Genomic DNA, 16,407 nt, shown 5'->3' on the forward strand with positions numbered 1-16,407 from the left:
AAATGACAGAAAAAGAAATTTTTGACCGTATTGTGACCATTATTCAAGAGCGACAGGGAGAGGACTTTGTCGTGACAGAATCTTTGAGTTTGAAAGACGATCTCGATGCGGACTCAGTTGACTTGATGGAGTTCGTCTTGACACTAGAAGATGAATTCGGAATTGAAATCAGTGATGAGGAAATTGACCAACTGCAAAGTGTAGGAGATGTGGTAGCAGTTGTCAAAAGTAAAGAATAGCAAAAAGCAACATGCAAATCATGTTGCCTTTTTGTTTGCAGAAAAAAGAAAAATTTTTAGTAGAAATTGCGAATAAAGAGATGAGAAAGAAAAAAGGAGGAACATTTATGTACGTGATCGGTTTTTATCCCTGGCTCATTAAGTGGTTTTTAAAATAAAAATGAATAAGTTGTTTATTTTCGAATTGTTTTTCGAATGGATAAGTGAGAAGAAAGGAGACTATGTGATGTATTTACCAATCTTATTGCCATGGTTGATCAAATGGTATTTGAAATAAATGAAATTTACCTGTTTATTTTAAATCACTTCTCGAATAGATAAGTGAGAAGAGAAGAAAAGAAAGGAGAGAAAAAATGATTTCAGTTATTTTTCCAATCTGGTTTTTAAAATGGTTTAAAGCCTAGAAACCATAAACTAAAAAAATAAAAATGAAGGAGAAAAAAGATGACAAACTTTGACAAAATGGAACAGAACTTTGTAGCTCTTACAGAAGAAGAGTTGATGGATGTGGATGGGGGCTTGATTATTACAGCAGCTGGAATTATTTTAGCAGGAAAAGTAGCAGGTGCTGTGGTTACAATTGGAGGAGCTCTTTATGGAGCAGGATATGCTATTGGAAAAGCATTGCGACCTTAATATGATTAGAAAGGAGGCTTAGTAATGAAACAATTTCAAGAATTATCTTTTCAAGAACTTGAAGAGGTTCAAGGTGGTGTTATTACATTAACGATAGGTACGGTAGTACTTGTAGGCTGGAAAGCAGTAGCAGCTTATGGTGCAGCGGCTACTTTAGCAGGAGGCACACTTGGATTGGGAGTCTATAATGGGTACAGAGGGCGTTAGATTATGAACAATCACAACCTTAATCTCAATACACTCTTGCCTAAATTAGCCACTATAGTTCCTTTGTTGGCAATAGGCCTGCATCTCGCGCTTCATGTGATTCGTACAGGTTCATTAGTATCCTTTGATTGGCAATGGACTTTAGTCGGTTTGCTTGCTTCGGGCTATTTTGGTATTTTTTGCAAAGATTTGGCAAAAGATAATCAAAACTATAAATGATAAATCTGAATGAAAAGGATTTTGTGCATGTAAATGGCGGAGTTTTTCCGCTTTTCTTGTCAGGTAAATAGGAGTCTACCATGAAAAAATTCTTATTAGGATTTGCTGAGGGATATTTTATCGTATCACTCATTATCTACATCGCCACGTATTTGATTTTGAAAAAACCGCTCAATACTTTGTTTTATCCAGAAACCTATCCAATTCTGCTTGGTCTGTTTTATGTAGGATACAAGTACAAAACAAAAGAAAATACGATTGGAAATTGATGGACCGTCAGATTGGAGTATGGGATAAAAGTTGTTCAATTACTACGAAAATCTTGGTCAGAGACCACTGTATTGTTTAGCTCGATGGCTTATCTAATTATTAGAATCATGGCTGATATAAACAAGATACATCTACCTACATGGTTTGAATATTTTGATGTGCCTACGATTTCCTTGTTCTTAGTGGTTTTTATTTTACTGTATCGGGATCAAGGAGAAAGAAAAGGAGAATAGAATGAATAGGATTGTAAAATATGTTCTACTATTCACTTTCCTATTTTTAATGAATATTTTCATCTTTGGGATTCTAGCAACTCTTGGATTTCGGCTAACAATGAGTGAAAGTAGTTATATGGTGCCACCTGTGTTTGCGTTTATCGTTTTATACGCTATTCACAAAAGAAGTGGGAAAGGTAAGAAATCTGTGTAATTGAATATTCTAGGCAGGACCCTTGTTCTGCCTATTTTCTTTGGCAAAAGTGCTGTTCAGGTGAGGATATTGTTTTTTCAGAAATAATTCCCTTATTTCTTTCTTGTTTGGTTAAAATAATCTTACAAAGTTTTTAAGAGATTGTTAGAAAAAAGGAGATGGATATGAAATTTGGGAAAAAACACTATCGTCCTCAGGTGGATCAGATGGATTGTGGCGTGGCTTCCTTGGCCATGGTATTTGGCTACTACGGTAGTTATTACTCCTTGGCCCATCTACGAGAGTTAGCTAAGACGACTATGGATGGGACGACGGCTTTGGGTCTTGTAAAGGTAGCAGAGGAGATTGGTTTTGAAACACGGGCTATCAAGGCGGATATGACGCTCTTTGATTTGCCCGATTTGACCTTTCCGTTTGTGGCTCATGTGCTTAAGGAAGGGAAATTGCTTCACTACTATGTGGTGATTGGTCAGGACAAGAAGACGATCCACATCGCTGATCCAGATCCTAGTGTTAAGCTGACGAAGATTTGCCGTGAGCGATTTGCGCAAGAATGGACAGGGGTCAGTCTCTTTATGGCACCGTCTCCAGACTACAAACCTCACAGGGAGAAAAAACAAGGGCTCCTATCCTTCTTGCCAATCTTACTCAAACAGCGTGGCTTAATTACCAATATCGTTCTAGCGACACTCTTGGTAACCTTGATTAACATTGTGGGTTCTTATTATCTGCAGTCGATCATTGATACCTATGTGCCAGATCAGATGCGTTCGACGCTGGGGATTATTTCTATTGGGCTGGTCATCGTCTATATCCTCCAGCAAATCTTGTCCTATGCGCAGGAATATCTTTTACTTGTTCTGGGGCAACGGTTGTCAATTGACGTGATTTTGTCTTATATCAAGCATGTTTTTCACCTGCCAATGTCCTTTTTCGCGACACGCAGGACAGGGGAAATCGTTTCTCGTTTTACAGATGCTAATAGTATCATTGATGCGCTGGCGTCGACCATTCTATCGATCTTTTTGGATGTGTCGACGATTTTGATTATCTCGCTTGTCTTGTTTTCACAAAATATGATACTCTTTTTCATTAGTCTACTTGCGCTTCCCATCTATACAGTGATTATCTTTGCCTTTATGAAGCCTTTTGAAAAGATGAATCGTGATACCATGGAAGCTAATGCGGTTCTGTCTTCTTCTATCATCGAGGACATCAACGGTATCGAGACTATTAAGTCTTTGACCAGTGAAAGTTCACGCTATCAAAAGATTGACAAGGAATTTGTGGCTTATCTGAAAAAATCCTTTACCTATAGTCGGGCAGAAAGCCAGCAAAAGGCACTGAAAAAAGTTGCTCAGCTCCTGCTCAATGTTGCCGTTCTCTGGATGGGAGCAGTTCTGGTCATGGATGGGAAAATGAGTTTGGGCCAGCTGATTACCTATAATACTTTGCTTGTTTACTTTACCAATCCTTTGGAAAATATCATCAACCTGCAAACCAAACTTCAGACAGCGCAGGTTGCCAATAATCGTCTGAACGAGGTCTATCTGGTCGCTTCGGAGTTTGAGGAGAAGAAAACAGTTGAGGATTTGAGCATGATGAAGGGAGATATGACCTTTAAGCAGGTTCACTATAAGTATGGCTATGGTCGTGACGTCTTGTCAGATATCAATTTGACGATTCCCCAAGGGTCTAAGATGGCTTTCGTGGGGATTTCAGGTTCGGGTAAGACCACCTTGGCAAAGATGATGGTTCATTTCTACGATCCTAGTCAGGGAGAGATTAGTCTGGGTGGTGTCAATCTCAATCAGATTGATAAAAAAGCCCTGCGCCAGTACATCAACTACCTGCCTCAACAGCCCTATGTCTTTAACGGAACGATTTTGGAGAATCTGCTCCTTGGAGCCAAGGAGGGGACGACTCAGGAGGATATCTTACGGGCAGTTGAATTGGCAGAGATTCGGGAGGATATCGAGCGCATGCCACTGAATTATCAGACAGAATTGACTTCGGATGGGGCAGGTATTTCTGGGGGGCAACGACAACGAATCGCTTTGGCGCGTGCTCTCTTGACAGATGCGCCTGTCTTGATCTTGGACGAGGCGACTAGCAGTTTGGATATTTTGACAGAGAAGCGGATTGTGGATAATCTTATGGCTTTAGACAAGACCTTGATTTTCATCGCTCACCGCTTGACCATTGCTGAGCGGACAGAAAAGGTTGTTGTCCTGGATCAGGGCAAGATTGTCGAAGAAGGCACCCATGCAGACTTGCTTGCACAGGATGGCTTTTACGCCCATTTGGTCAATAGCTAGAAAGAGGAGAAGATGAAACCAGAATTTTTAGAAAGTGCGGAGTTTTACCATCGCCGTTACCATAATTTTTCCAGTCGCGTGATTTTACCTATGTCACTTCTGTTCGTGTTTTTACTAGGATTTGCAGTTTTTGCAGAGAAAGAGATTAGTTTGTCTACCAGAGCGACTGTCGAACCTAGTCGGATCATTGCCAACATCCAGTCAACTAGCAATCAACGGATTGTGGCCAACTATCTGGAAGAAAACAAGTTGGTCAAGCAAGGCGAACTACTCGTTGAGTACCAGCAAGGGGCGGAGGCTGTCCAGGTCGAAGCATATGCCAGTCAATTGGAGATGTTAAAGGATCAAAAAAAGCAGTTGGGTTATTTGCAATCCAGTTTGAAAGAGGGGAGTGATCAATTTCCAGAGGCGGATAAGTTTGGATATCAGGAGATGTTTCGAGACTATCTCAGCCAAGCGAATGGTCTTAGGAGCAATGTTTCTCAGCAAAATGAGACCATCGCGTCCCAGAATGCAGCAGCAAGTCAAACCCAAGCTGAAATCGGGAACCTCATCAGTCAAACAGAGGCTAAAATTCGCGATTACCAGACAGCTAAGTCAGCTATTGAAACAGGTGCTTCCTTGACCAGTCAGAATCTAGCCTACTCTCTCTACCAGTCCTACAAGTCTCAGAGGGAGGAAAATCCGCAAGCTAAGGCTCAGGCTGTTGCACAGGTTGAAGCACAGCTTTCTCAGTTAGAATCCAGTCTTGCTACTTACCGTGTCCAGTATGCAGGTTCCGGAACCCAGCAAGCCTATGCGTCTGGTTTAAGCAGTCAATTGGAATCCCTCAAATCACAACACTTGGCTAAGGTTGGTCAGGAATTGACCCTTCTAGACCAGAAAATCTTGGAGGCAGAGTCAGGCAAGAAGGTACAGGGAAATCTTCTAGACAAGGGGAAAATTACGGCGAGTGAGGATGGGGTGCTTCACCTTAATCCTGAGACCAGTGAATCTACGATGGTCGCAGAAGGAACCTTGCTAGCCCAACTCTACCCATCTTTGGAAAAAGAAGGAAAAACCAAACTCACAGCCTATCTCAGTTCAAAAGATGTTGCTAGAGTCAAGATTGGGGACTCTGTCCGTTATACTACGACTAATGATGCCAAGAATCAAATTTTCCTGGATTCCACGATTACAAGTATTGATGCGACAGCTACAAAGACTGAAAAGGGTAATTTCTTTAAAATTGAGGTGGAGACCCATCTGACTTCTGAGCAAGCTTCAACACTTCGCTATGGCTTAGAAGGTCGCCTGCAGATGATTACAGGAAAGAAAAGCTATCTCCGTTATTTTTGGGATCAGTTTTTGAATAAAGGGTAATATTCGTGTTTTTCAGAGGATAAATGATTTTAAAACTGTAAGAGGAGCTTATCTTGCAGTTTTTCTTTACGCTTAAAATAGGAAAAACGTTATTTATTCGTAAAAATCTTGAATTTTTCATGCTTTTATGTTAGAATGTGCTCAAGTAAAACGAAAGGCGAACTTTAAAATGTCAAAACAACTAATCTATTCGGGAAAAGCCAAGGATATCTATACAACTGAGGATGAAAATCTCATTATTTCAACTTACAAGGACCAGGCGACTGCCTTCAACGGTGTCAAGAAGGAGCAGATTGCGGGCAAGGGAGTGTTAAATAATCAGATTTCATCTTTTATTTTTGAGAAATTAAATGTGGCTGGTGTAGCAACTCACTTTGTGGAGAAGCTTTCAGATACAGAACAACTCAATAAAAAGGTGGAAATCATTCCTTTGGAAGTCGTGCTCCGCAACTACACAGCTGGTTCCTTTTCAAAACGTTTTGGCGTAGAAGAAGGTATCGCATTTGAGACTCCGATTGTCGAATTTTACTATAAAAATGATGATTTGGATGATCCCTTTATCAATGACGAGCATGTGAAATTCCTTAAAATTGCGGATGACCAGCAGATTGCTTACTTGAAGGAAGAAACCCGTCGTATCAATAAACTTTTGAAGGCTTGGTTTGCTGAGATTGGTCTTAAATTGATTGACTTTAAGCTAGAATTCGGTTTTGACAAGGATGGCAAGATTATCTTGGCAGACGAATTTTCACCAGATAACTGCCGTTTGTGGGATGCAGATGGCAATCACATGGACAAGGATGTTTTCCGTCGGGGATTGGGAGAACTAACAGACGTTTACGAGATTGTCTGGGAGAAATTGCAGGGTTTGAAATAATCTGTTTGCAATACTCTCAAGGTCGTTGGGAACATTGCAAGAGCTGAAATAAAGGAATAAGAATTGATGGATAAACGTATTTTTGTTGAGAAAAAGGCTGATTTTCAGGTCAAGTCAGAGAGTTTGGTAAGAGAACTCCAGCACAACTTGGGGCTTTCAACCTTAAAAAGTATTCGCATTGTGCAAGTTTATGATGTCTTTGATTTAGCAGAGGACTTGTTTGCACCTGCAGAGAAGCACATCTTCTCTGAGCAGGTGACAGACCATGTCTTGGATGAAGCGGCTGTGCAAGCAGATCTTGCTAACTATGCTTTCTTTGCCATTGAAAGCCTGCCTGGTCAGTTTGACCAGCGTGCAGCTTCTTCACAGGAAGCCTTGCTTTTGCTGGGAAGTTCGAGTGATGTTATGGTCAATACAGCCCAACTTTACTTGGTTAATAAAGATATTGATGCTGCTGAGTTAGAAGCGGTCAAGAACTACCTGCTCAATCCAGTGGATTCTCGTTTTAAGGACATCGCGACAGGGATTGCCAAACAGGAATTTTCAGAGTCAGACAAGACCATTCCAAAATTGACTTTCTTTGAAAGCTATACAGCAGAAGACTTTGCCCGCTACAAGGCAGAGCAAGGGATGGCCATGGAAGTGGACGATTTGCTCTTTATCCAAGACTACTTCAAGTCAATCGGGCGCGTGCCAACTGAGACGGAGCTCAAGGTTTTGGACACTTACTGGTCTGACCACTGCCGTCACACGACTTTTGAGACCGAGTTGAAACACATTGATTTCTCAGCTTCTAAATTCCAAAAGCAATTGCAAGCGACTTATGACAAGTATATTGCCATGCGTGATGAGTTGGGGCGTTCGGAGAAACCACAAACCTTGATGGATATGGCGACTATTTTCGGTCGTTATGAGCGTGCTAATGGACGTTTGGACGATATGGAGGTGTCTGACGAAATCAATGCCTGCTCGGTCGAAATAGAAGTGGACGTTGATGGTGTCAAGGAACCTTGGCTCCTCATGTTTAAAAACGAAACTCACAACCACCCAACGGAAATTGAGCCATTTGGTGGTGCTGCTACCTGTATCGGTGGTGCCATTCGTGACCCGTTGTCAGGCCGTTCCTACGTTTACCAAGCCATGCGTATCTCAGGTGCAGGTGATATTACAGCTCCGATTTCAGAAACTCGCACTGGTAAATTGCCACAACAAGTTATTTCTAAAACCGCTGCTCATGGTTATTCTTCTTACGGGAATCAGATTGGGCTTGCGACGACCTACGTTCGTGAATACTTCCACCCAGGCTTTGTGGCCAAACGTATGGAACTTGGTGCCGTTGTCGGTGCGGCACCTAAGGGCAATGTCGTTCGTGAAAAACCGGAAGCGGGCGATGTTATTATCCTTCTCGGTGGTAAGACTGGACGTGATGGTGTCGGTGGTGCGACAGGTTCTTCTAAGGTTCAAACAGTTGAGTCTGTAGAGACAGCTGGAGCTGAGGTTCAAAAAGGGAATGCTATCGAAGAACGCAAGATTCAACGTCTTTTCCGTAATGGCGCTGTCACTCGTCTTATCAAGAAATCTAACGACTTTGGTGCAGGTGGTGTCTGTGTAGCTATCGGTGAATTGGCAGACGGTCTTGAAATTGACCTCAACAAGGTTCCTCTTAAATACCAAGGTTTGAACGGTACAGAAATTGCCATCTCTGAATCACAAGAACGGATGGCTGTGGTGGTTCGTCCTGAGGATGTAGATGCCTTCGTTGCAGAATGTAATAAAGAAAATATTGATGCTGTTGTGGTCGCGACAGTGACTGAAAAACCAAATCTAGTCATGCACTGGAATGGTGAGACAATTGTGGACTTAGAACGCCGTTTCCTTGATACCAATGGTGTGCGTGTAGTCGTTGATGCCAAGGTTGTGGACAAGGATGCCAAACTCCCAGAAGAACGTACAACAAATTCAGAGACACTTGAAGCGGATACCCTTGCGGTTCTGTCTGATTTGAACCATGCCAGTCAAAAAGGCTTGCAGACCATCTTTGACTGCTCGGTCGGTCGTTCTACGGTCAATCACCCACTTGGCGGTCGTTACCAATTGACACCGACTGAGGCTTCTGTGCAGAAATTGCCAGTTCAACACGGTGTGACTCATACTGCGTCTGTTATGGCCCAAGGCTTTAACCCTTATATAGCAGAATGGTCTCCATACCACGGAGCAGCCTATGCAGTCATCGAAGCAACCGCTCGTTTGGTTGCTACTGGTGCAAACTGGTCCAAGGCTCGATTCTCTTACCAAGAGTACTTCGAGCGTATGGACAAACAAGCAGAACGTTTTGGTCAGCCAGTAGCCACTCTTCTAGGTTCTATCGAAGCACAAATCCAACTTGGTTTGCCATCTATCGGTGGTAAGGACTCCATGTCTGGTACTTTTGAAGAATTGACTGTACCGCCAACCTTGGTTGCCTTTGGGGTGACAACAGCAGATAGCCGTAAGGTGCTTTCTCCTGAGTTCAAGACTGCTGGTGAAAACATCTACTACATCCCAGGTCAATCCTTGGCACAAGAGATTGATTTTGACTTGATTAAGTCTAACTTTGCTCACTTTGAAGCCATACAAGCTGAACACAAAGTAACATCCGCATCAGCTGTTAAATATGGTGGTGTCCTTGAAAGCTTGGCTCTTGCTACTTTTGGAAATCATATCGGTGCAGAGGTGCTCTTGCCTGAACTCGAAACGGCTTTGACAGCTCAGCTAGGCGGATTTATCTTCACCTCCCCTGAAGAAATTGTTGGAGTCGAGAAGATTGGTCAAACGAAAGCAGACTTTACACTGATTGTCAACGGTGTGAAGCTAGATGGACAGAAACTTGACAGTGCCTTCCAAGGAAAACTGGAAGAAGTTTACCCAACAGAATTTGCCCAAGCTAAAGAACTGGAAGAAGTTCCAGCTGTCGATTCTAAAGTAGTTGTAAAAGCCAAAGAAACTATTGAAAAACCGGTCGTTTACATCCCAGTCTTCCCAGGAACCAACTCAGAATATGATTCAGCAAAGGCCTTCGAAAAAGAAGGTGCAGAGGTCAACTTGGTGCCATTTGTGACCTTGAATGAAGAGGCTATTGTCAAGTCGGTTGAAACCATGGTTGACAATATCGGCAAGGCAAACATTCTCTTCTTTGCAGGTGGATTCTCAGCTGCGGACGAGCCAGATGGTTCAGCTAAGTTTATCGTCAACATCCTTCTCAATGAAAAAGTGCGTGCAGCCATTGATAACTTTATCGCTCGTGGTGGCTTGATTATCGGTATCTGTAATGGATTCCAAGCCCTCGTCAAATCAGGTCTTCTTCCATACGGGAACTTTGAAGATGCCACTAGTACTAGCCCAACCCTCTTCTACAATGATGCCAACCAACACGTGGCCAAGATGGTGGAAACCCGCATTGCCAATACCAACTCACCATGGTTGGCTGGAGTACAAGTGGGCGATATCCATGCCATTCCAGTATCGCACGGTGAAGGGAAGTTTGTCGTGACAGCTGAGGAATTAGCAGAGCTCCGCGACAATGGTCAAATCTTTAGCCAATACGTGGACTTTGACGGCAAACCAAGTATGGACTCTAAGTACAATCCAAATGGTTCAGTCAACGCCATCGAAGGAATTATCAGCAAGAACGGTCAAATCATTGGTAAGATGGGCCACTCAGAACGTTATGAAGACGGTCTTTTCCAAAACATCCCAGGGAATAAAGATCAGCACCTGTTCGCGTCGGCGGTGCGTTATTTCACAGGGAAATAAAAGGTATAAAAAATGACATACGAAGTAAAATCTCTTAATGAAGAATGTGGTGTTTTTGGTATCTGGGGCCATCCAGATGCTGCCAAATTGACCTATTTTGGGCTCCACAGTCTTCAGCACCGTGGTCAGGAGGGGGCAGGGATCCTCTCCAATGATCAGGGGCAATTGAAGCGCCATCGTGATATGGGCCTTCTTTCAGAAGTCTTCAGAAATCCAGCTAATTTGGATAAATTGACGGGAACTGGTGCGATTGGGCATGTGCGTTATGCGACTGCTGGCGAGGCTTCTGTGGATAACATCCAGCCCTTCCTCTTCCGTTTTCACGATATGCAGTTTGGCTTGGCTCATAATGGGAACCTAACCAATGCAGCATCCCTCAAGAAAGAACTAGAGCAAAGAGGAGCGATTTTCAGCTCTACCTCAGATTCAGAAATCTTGGCTCACTTGATTCGCCGTAGTCATAATCCTAGTTTGATGGGGAAAATCAAAGAAGCACTCAGCCTGGTCAAAGGTGGTTTCGCCTACATCTTGATGTTTGAGGATAAGTTAATTGCAGCCCTTGACCCAAACGGCTTCCGTCCTCTTTCTATCGGAAAAATGGCTAATGGAGCAGTTGTCGTTTCCTCTGAAACTTGTGCTTTTGAAGTTATTGGTGCAGAGTGGATTCGCGATGTGAAGCCAGGGGAAATTGTCATTATCGATGATAATGGTATCCAGTATGATAGCTACACAAATGATACTCAGCTCGCGATTTGCTCTATGGAGTATATCTACTTTGCCCGCCCTGACTCCAATATCCATGGAGTCAATGTCCATACGGCTCGTAAACGTATGGGTGCTCAATTGGCGCGTGAATTCAAGCATGATGCGGATATCGTAGTTGGTGTACCCAATTCCTCACTCAGCGCAGCTATGGGCTTTGCGGAGGAGTCTGGTCTGCCAAATGAAATGGGTCTCATCAAGAACCAATACACGCAACGCACCTTTATCCAACCGACTCAAGAATTGCGGGAGCAAGGGGTACGGATGAAACTGTCTGCCGTTTCGGGTGTTGTCAAAGGCAAACGTGTGGTTATGATTGATGATTCCATTGTTCGTGGGACAACCTCTCGCCGTATCGTTCAGCTCTTGAAAGAAGCAGGTGCGTCCGAGGTTCACGTTGCTATTGGCAGTCCAGCGCTAGCTTATCCATGCTTCTACGGGATTGATATCCAGACGCGTCAGGAGCTGATTGCAGCCAATCATACGGTAGAAGAAACCTGCCAAATCATTGGTGCGGATAGCCTGACTTATCTTTCGATTGATGGCTTGATTGATTCTATCGGCATCGAAACAGATGCGCCGAACGGTGGTCTCTGTGTCGCTTACTTTGACGGTGACTACCCAACGCCTCTCTACGACTATGAAGAAGACTATCAAAGAAGTTTGGAAGAAAAGACCAGTTTTTACAAATAGACGGATAAAGACTCTCCATTAAAGGAAAGGAAGAGGAGACAAAGATGACAAATAAGAATGCATACGCTCAGTCTGGTGTGGATGTTGAAGCGGGTTATGAAGTTGTTGAGCGGATCAAAAAGCACGTGGCTCGTACGGAGCGTGCAGGTGTCATGGGAGCTCTAGGTGGTTTCGGTGGCATGTTTGACCTTTCAAAAACAGGTGTCAAAGAGCCCGTCTTGATCTCAGGAACTGACGGTGTCGGAACCAAGCTCATGCTGGCTATCAAGTACGACAAGCATGACACGATTGGGCAGGACTGTGTTGCCATGTGTGTTAATGACATTATCGCTGCAGGTGCGGAGCCCCTCTATTTCCTCGACTATGTGGCGACAGGGAAGAATGAACCAGCTAAACTAGAACAAGTCGTTGCTGGTGTGGCAGAAGGTTGTGTGCAGGCAGGCGCTGCCCTCATCGGTGGGGAAACAGCTGAAATGCCTGGTATGTATGGCGCAGATGACTACGACTTGGCTGGTTTTGCGGTCGGTGTGGCTGAAAAATCTCAAATTATTGACGGCTCAAAGGTGGCAGAAGGCGATGTTCTTCTCGGACTTGCTTCAAGTGGGATTCACTCCAATGGTTACTCACTCGTGCGTCGTGTTTTTGCCGACTATACAGGTGAGGAAGTCTTGCCAGAATTGGAAGGCAAGAAACTCAAGGAGGTTCTTCTTGAGCCGACTCGTATCTATGTCAAGGCTGTTTTGCCGCTCATCAAGGAAGAGTTGGTCAACGGTATTGCTCACATCACAGGTGGTGGCTTTATCGAAAATGTCCCTCGTATGTTTGCTGATGACTTGGCTGCAGAGATTGAGGAAAGCAAAGTTCCAGTGCTTCCGATTTTCAAAGCTCTTGAAAAATACGGTCAGATCAAGCACGAAGAAATGTTTGAAATCTTCAATATGGGTGTGGGCCTCATGTTGGCAGTTAGCCCTGAAAATGTAGGTCGAGTCAAGGAATTGCTGGATGAACCAGTCTATGAAATTGGTCGCATCGTCAAGAAAGAAAACGAAAGTGTCATCATCAAATGAAAAAAATAGCGGTTTTTGCCTCTGGTAATGGCTCAAATTTTCAGGTGATTGCCGAAGAATTTCCGGTGGAGTTTGTTTTTTCAGACCATCGTGACGCCTATGTGCTGGAACGTGCAGACAAGCTCGGCGTCCTGTCCTATGCTTTTGAACTCAAGGAGTTTGAGAACAAGGCGGACTACGAAGCAGCTCTTGTCGAGCTCTTGGAAGAACACCAGATTGACTTGGTTTGTTTGGCGGGTTATATGAAAATCGTCGGCCCAACCTTATTGGCGGCTTATGAAGGTCGAATTATCAACATTCATCCGGCCTACCTGCCAGAATTTCCAGGAGCTCATGGGATTGAGGATGCTTGGGATGCTGGTGTCGCTGAGAGTGGCGTGACCATTCACTGGGTGGACTCCGGTGTGGATACAGGCAAGGTCATCAAACAAGTTCGTGTGCCAAGGCTCGCTGATGATGACATCGAAAGCTTTGAAGCTCGCATTCATGAGGCTGAGTACAAGTTGTATCCAGAGGTTATTAGAGAATTGTTGGATAAGTAAATGAAAGGAAATAACATGACTAAACGCGCCTTAATCAGCGTCTCAGACAAAGCGGGCATTGTTGAATTTGCCCAAGAACTCAAAAAAATTGGTTGGGATATTATCTCGACAGGTGGTACCAAGGTTGCCCTTGATAATGCTGGGGTGGAGACCATTGCGATCGATGATGTGACTGGTTTTCCAGAAATGATGGACGGTCGTGTCAAGACCCTTCACCCAAATATCCACGGTGGGCTCTTGGCTCGTCGGGACTTGGATAGTCACTTGGAAGCTGCAAAGAGCAATAATATCGAATTGATTGACCTTGTGGTGGTCAATCTCTATCCCTTCAAGGAAACGATTCTCAAACCAGACGTAACTTACGCTGATGCAGTGGAAAATATTGACATCGGTGGGCCATCTATGCTTCGTTCAGCAGCGAAGAACCATGCTAGCGTAACAGTTGTGGTGGATCCTGCGGACTATGCTGTGGTTTTGGACGAGTTGTCAGCCAATGGCGAAACGACTTACGAAACACGGCAACGTTTGGCGGCTAAAGTTTTCCGTCACACAGCGGCTTATGATGCCTTGATTGCAGAATACTTCACAGCTCAAGTGGGTGAAGAAAAACCTGAAAAACTCACTTTGACCTACGACCTCAAGCAACCAATGCGCTATGGGGAAAATCCTCAACAGGATGCAGACTTTTACCAAAAAGCCTTGCCGACAGATTACTCCATTGCTTCAGCCAAACAGCTTAACGGTAAGGAATTGTCCTTCAACAATATCCGTGATGCGGATGCTGCCATTCGTATTATCCGTGACTTCAAAGACCGTCCAACCGTTGTGGCTCTCAAACACATGAACCCATGTGGAATCGGTCAGGCTGATGACATCGAGACTGCTTGGGACTACGCTTATGAGTCAGACCCAGTCTCTATCTTCGGTGGGATTGTCGTTCTCAACCGTGAGGTGGATGCTGCGACAGCTGAGAAGATGCACGGCGTTTTCCTTGAAATCATCATTGCGCCAAGCTATACAGATGAAGCGCTAGCTATTTTGACCAATAAAAAGAAAGACTTGCGTATCCTTGCCTTGCCATTTGATGCTCAAGAAGCGAGTGAAGTAGAGGCTGAGTACACAGGCGTAGTAGGTGGACTTCTGGTGCAAAATCAAGACGTGGTCAAGGAAAGCCCAGCTGACTGGCAAGTGGTGACCAAACGACAACCAACAGAGACAGAAGCAACCGCCCTCGAGTTCGCTTGGAAGGCTATCAAGTATGTCAAATCAAACGGTATCATCGTAACCAACGACCACATGACACTTGGCGTTGGCCCAGGTCAAACTAACCGTGTGGCCTCTGTTCGCATCGCCATCGATCAAGCCAAAGACCGTCTTGACGGCGCAGTTCTTGCTTCAGATGCCTTCTTCCCATTTGCGGATAACGTGGAAGAAATCGCCAAAGCAGGAATCAAGGCCATCATCCAACCAGGTGGGTCTGTGCGTGACCAAGAGTCTATTGAAGCTGCTGACAAATACGGCTTGACTATGGTCTTCACAGGAGTAAGACATTTTAGACATTAAGAAGACAAAAGGGAAGAAAACAGTTTCTTTCCTTTTTTAGTTTAAAACACTAAGTGAAACGAGATTAAAGCGAACGTTTATGATATAATGTTAGTAAATAATTCGCAAAAGAGGTTGAGAGATGAAGCTGTTAGTTGTCGGTTCGGGTGGTCGTGAACATGCGATTGCTAAGAAGTTGCTTGAATCAAAAGACGTTGAAAATGTCTTTGTAGCTCCTGGAAATGACGGAATGACTCTGGATGGTCTGGAATTGGTAAATATCTCTATTTCCGAACATTCTAAGTTAATTGAGTTTGCAAAGGCCAACGATATTGCTTGGACCTTCATCGGGCCAGATGATGCCCTTGCTGCTGGTATCGTGGATGATTTTAACAAAGCTGGGCTCAAGGCTTTTGGTCCGACTAGGGCTGCAGCGGAGCTGGAGTGGTCCAAGGATTTTGCTAAGGAAATCATGGTCAAATATGACGTTCCGACAGCAGCCTATGGCACATTTTCAGATTTCGAGGAGGCCAAGGCTTATATCGAGGAGAAAGGCGCTCCTATCGTTGTCAAGGCGGATGGCTTGGCGCTCGGGAAAGGTGTTGTCGTTGCTGAGACAGTTGAGCAAGCGGTCGAAGCCACTCACGAGATGCTTTTAGACAATAAGTTCGGTGACTCGGGGGCGCGAGTGGTCATCGAGGAATTCCTTGACGGAGAAGAGTTCTCTCTCTTTGCCTTTGTCAATGGGGACAAGTTCTACATCATGCCAACGGCTCAGGACCATAAACGTGCCTATGACGGCGACAAGGGCCCTAACACGGGTGGTATGGGAGCTTATGCGCCAGTTCCTCACTTGCCACAGAGCGTGGTTGATACGGCGGTTGAGACTATTGTCAAGCCAGTTCTTGAAGGGATGATCAAAGAAGGTCGTCCGTATCTTGGTGTCCTTTACGCGGGGCTTATCCTGACAGCTGATGGTCCTAAAGTCATCGAGTTCAACGCTCGTTTTGGAGATCCAGAAACGCAAATCATCTTGCCTCGTTTGACATCTGACTTTGCACAAAATATCACGGATATTCTCAATGGCAAGGAGCCGAAGATCACGTGGACGAACAAGGGTGTGACTCTGGGTGTGGTTGTTGCATCCAAGGGCTATCCGCTAGATTATGCAAAGGGTGTCGAGTTGCCAACTAAGACAGAAGGCAATATCATCACCTACTATGCAGGGGCTAAGTTTGCGGAAAATAGCAGAGCATTGCTATCAAATGGCGGACGTGTCTATATGCTTGTCACCACAGCAGACACCGTTAAAGAAGCCCAAGAAACCATCTACCAAGAACTCGCCCAACAAAAAACAGAAGGCCTCTTCTACCGAACCGATATCGGAAGCAAGGCCATAAAAGATTAACAGCTACTAAATTTATCGTGGCGAGCGAAAGCGAGCCAAAGTAA

General features: G+C 44.3%; 16 protein-coding genes. All 16 read left to right on the forward strand.

What is annotated here, in order from left to right:
* Positions 1 to 2: 2 nt before the first annotated feature.
* The 16 genes from HMPREF9189_RS11000 to purD all read left to right on the forward strand — a co-directional run bounded on the left by HMPREF9189_RS11000 (position 3) and on the right by purD (position 16,363).
* Positions 3 to 239: an acyl carrier protein gene (locus HMPREF9189_RS11000; protein WP_000136450.1), complete on the forward strand. Its 237-nt coding sequence runs from the start codon at positions 3 to 5 to the stop codon at positions 237 to 239.
* Between the two features lie 444 nt (positions 240 to 683).
* Entirely contained in the window at positions 684 to 875 is a 192-nt protein-coding gene (locus HMPREF9189_RS11005) for a class IIb bacteriocin, lactobin A/cerein 7B family (RefSeq protein ID WP_000180821.1), read from the forward strand.
* 24 nt (positions 876 to 899) lie between these two features.
* Positions 900 to 1,082: a Blp family class II bacteriocin gene (locus HMPREF9189_RS11010; protein WP_000808857.1), complete on the forward strand. Its 183-nt coding sequence runs from the start codon at positions 900 to 902 to the stop codon at positions 1,080 to 1,082.
* Between the two features lie 3 nt (positions 1,083 to 1,085).
* Positions 1,086 to 1,301 (forward strand): hypothetical protein, encoded by a 216-nt coding sequence (locus HMPREF9189_RS11015; RefSeq protein WP_009755479.1) that lies wholly within the window; start codon positions 1,086 to 1,088, stop codon positions 1,299 to 1,301.
* 80 nt (positions 1,302 to 1,381) lie between these two features.
* Positions 1,382 to 1,570 carry a hypothetical protein gene (locus tag HMPREF9189_RS11020; protein ID WP_000714128.1) on the forward strand — a complete coding sequence of 63 codons (189 nt, stop codon included), beginning with the start codon at positions 1,382 to 1,384 and terminating at the stop codon, positions 1,568 to 1,570.
* Positions 1,571 to 1,594: 24 nt separating this feature from the next.
* Entirely contained in the window at positions 1,595 to 1,804 is a 210-nt protein-coding gene (locus HMPREF9189_RS12605) for a bacteriocin immunity protein (RefSeq protein WP_083771810.1), read from the forward strand.
* 1 nt (position 1,805) lies between these two features.
* On the forward strand, positions 1,806 to 2,000 hold the full coding sequence (locus HMPREF9189_RS12610) for a hypothetical protein (RefSeq protein WP_001080064.1): 195 nt from the start codon (positions 1,806 to 1,808) through the stop codon (positions 1,998 to 2,000).
* Between the two features lie 164 nt (positions 2,001 to 2,164).
* Positions 2,165 to 4,318, forward strand: coding sequence for a peptide cleavage/export ABC transporter ComA (comA, locus tag HMPREF9189_RS11030; protein ID WP_000668251.1), 2,154 nt, complete (start codon positions 2,165 to 2,167; stop codon positions 4,316 to 4,318).
* Positions 4,319 to 4,330: 12 nt separating this feature from the next.
* Entirely contained in the window at positions 4,331 to 5,680 is a 1,350-nt protein-coding gene (gene comB / locus HMPREF9189_RS11035) for a competence pheromone export protein ComB (RefSeq protein WP_000801573.1), read from the forward strand.
* A 169-nt stretch (positions 5,681 to 5,849) separates the two neighbouring features.
* Entirely contained in the window at positions 5,850 to 6,557 is a 708-nt protein-coding gene (purC, locus tag HMPREF9189_RS11040; protein WP_000043308.1) for a phosphoribosylaminoimidazolesuccinocarboxamide synthase, read from the forward strand.
* A 66-nt stretch (positions 6,558 to 6,623) separates the two neighbouring features.
* Complete coding sequence (locus tag HMPREF9189_RS11045) at positions 6,624 to 10,349, forward strand: phosphoribosylformylglycinamidine synthase (protein ID WP_000361221.1); 3,726 nt, start codon at positions 6,624 to 6,626, stop codon at positions 10,347 to 10,349.
* A gap of 12 nt (positions 10,350 to 10,361) precedes the next feature.
* A complete protein-coding gene (gene purF, locus HMPREF9189_RS11050; protein WP_000220654.1) occupies positions 10,362 to 11,804 on the forward strand; it encodes an amidophosphoribosyltransferase in 1,443 nt (480 codons plus the stop codon).
* A gap of 44 nt (positions 11,805 to 11,848) precedes the next feature.
* Positions 11,849 to 12,871: a phosphoribosylformylglycinamidine cyclo-ligase gene (gene purM, locus HMPREF9189_RS11055; protein WP_000182564.1), complete on the forward strand. Its 1,023-nt coding sequence runs from the start codon at positions 11,849 to 11,851 to the stop codon at positions 12,869 to 12,871.
* Positions 12,868 to 13,413 (forward strand): phosphoribosylglycinamide formyltransferase, encoded by a 546-nt coding sequence (purN, locus tag HMPREF9189_RS11060; RefSeq protein ID WP_000717477.1) that lies wholly within the window; start codon positions 12,868 to 12,870, stop codon positions 13,411 to 13,413. Before purM ends, purN begins: the two co-directional genes overlap by 4 nt.
* A 15-nt stretch (positions 13,414 to 13,428) precedes the next feature.
* Positions 13,429 to 14,976, forward strand: coding sequence for a bifunctional phosphoribosylaminoimidazolecarboxamide formyltransferase/IMP cyclohydrolase (gene purH, locus HMPREF9189_RS11065; protein WP_000166531.1), 1,548 nt, complete (start codon positions 13,429 to 13,431; stop codon positions 14,974 to 14,976).
* 121 nt (positions 14,977 to 15,097) lie between these two features.
* On the forward strand, positions 15,098 to 16,363 hold the full coding sequence (gene purD, locus HMPREF9189_RS11070) for a phosphoribosylamine--glycine ligase (protein ID WP_000772233.1): 1,266 nt from the start codon (positions 15,098 to 15,100) through the stop codon (positions 16,361 to 16,363).
* The last annotated feature ends 44 nt before the right edge of the window (positions 16,364 to 16,407 follow it).

This window comes from Streptococcus sp. oral taxon 071 str. 73H25AP (assembly GCF_000146755.1).
Lineage (GTDB): Bacteria > Bacillota > Bacilli > Lactobacillales > Streptococcaceae > Streptococcus > Streptococcus oralis_T.

Excerpts from the sequence above, each read along its gene's own strand:
- HMPREF9189_RS11020 (WP_000714128.1), top strand. The coding sequence starts at position 1,382 with ATGAAAAAATTCTTATTAGGATTTGCTGAGGGATATTTTATCGTATCA.
- HMPREF9189_RS11015 (WP_009755479.1), top strand. The coding sequence starts at position 1,086 with ATGAACAATCACAACCTTAATCTCAATACACTCTTGCCTAAATTAGCC.
- purC (WP_000043308.1), top strand. The coding sequence starts at position 5,850 with ATGTCAAAACAACTAATCTATTCGGGAAAAGCCAAGGATATCTATACA.
- purD (WP_000772233.1), top strand. The coding sequence starts at position 15,098 with ATGAAGCTGTTAGTTGTCGGTTCGGGTGGTCGTGAACATGCGATTGCT.
- purN (WP_000717477.1), top strand. The coding sequence starts at position 12,868 with ATGAAAAAAATAGCGGTTTTTGCCTCTGGTAATGGCTCAAATTTTCAG.
- HMPREF9189_RS11045 (WP_000361221.1), top strand. The coding sequence starts at position 6,624 with ATGGATAAACGTATTTTTGTTGAGAAAAAGGCTGATTTTCAGGTCAAG.
- purM (WP_000182564.1), top strand. The coding sequence starts at position 11,849 with ATGACAAATAAGAATGCATACGCTCAGTCTGGTGTGGATGTTGAAGCG.
- comA (WP_000668251.1), top strand. The coding sequence starts at position 2,165 with ATGAAATTTGGGAAAAAACACTATCGTCCTCAGGTGGATCAGATGGAT.
- HMPREF9189_RS12610 (WP_001080064.1), top strand. The coding sequence starts at position 1,806 with ATGAATAGGATTGTAAAATATGTTCTACTATTCACTTTCCTATTTTTA.
- HMPREF9189_RS11000 (WP_000136450.1), top strand. The coding sequence starts at position 3 with ATGACAGAAAAAGAAATTTTTGACCGTATTGTGACCATTATTCAAGAG.
- HMPREF9189_RS11005 (WP_000180821.1), top strand. The coding sequence starts at position 684 with ATGACAAACTTTGACAAAATGGAACAGAACTTTGTAGCTCTTACAGAA.
- comB (WP_000801573.1), top strand. The coding sequence starts at position 4,331 with ATGAAACCAGAATTTTTAGAAAGTGCGGAGTTTTACCATCGCCGTTAC.
- purH (WP_000166531.1), top strand. The coding sequence starts at position 13,429 with ATGACTAAACGCGCCTTAATCAGCGTCTCAGACAAAGCGGGCATTGTT.
- purF (WP_000220654.1), top strand. The coding sequence starts at position 10,362 with ATGACATACGAAGTAAAATCTCTTAATGAAGAATGTGGTGTTTTTGGT.
- HMPREF9189_RS11010 (WP_000808857.1), top strand. The coding sequence starts at position 900 with ATGAAACAATTTCAAGAATTATCTTTTCAAGAACTTGAAGAGGTTCAA.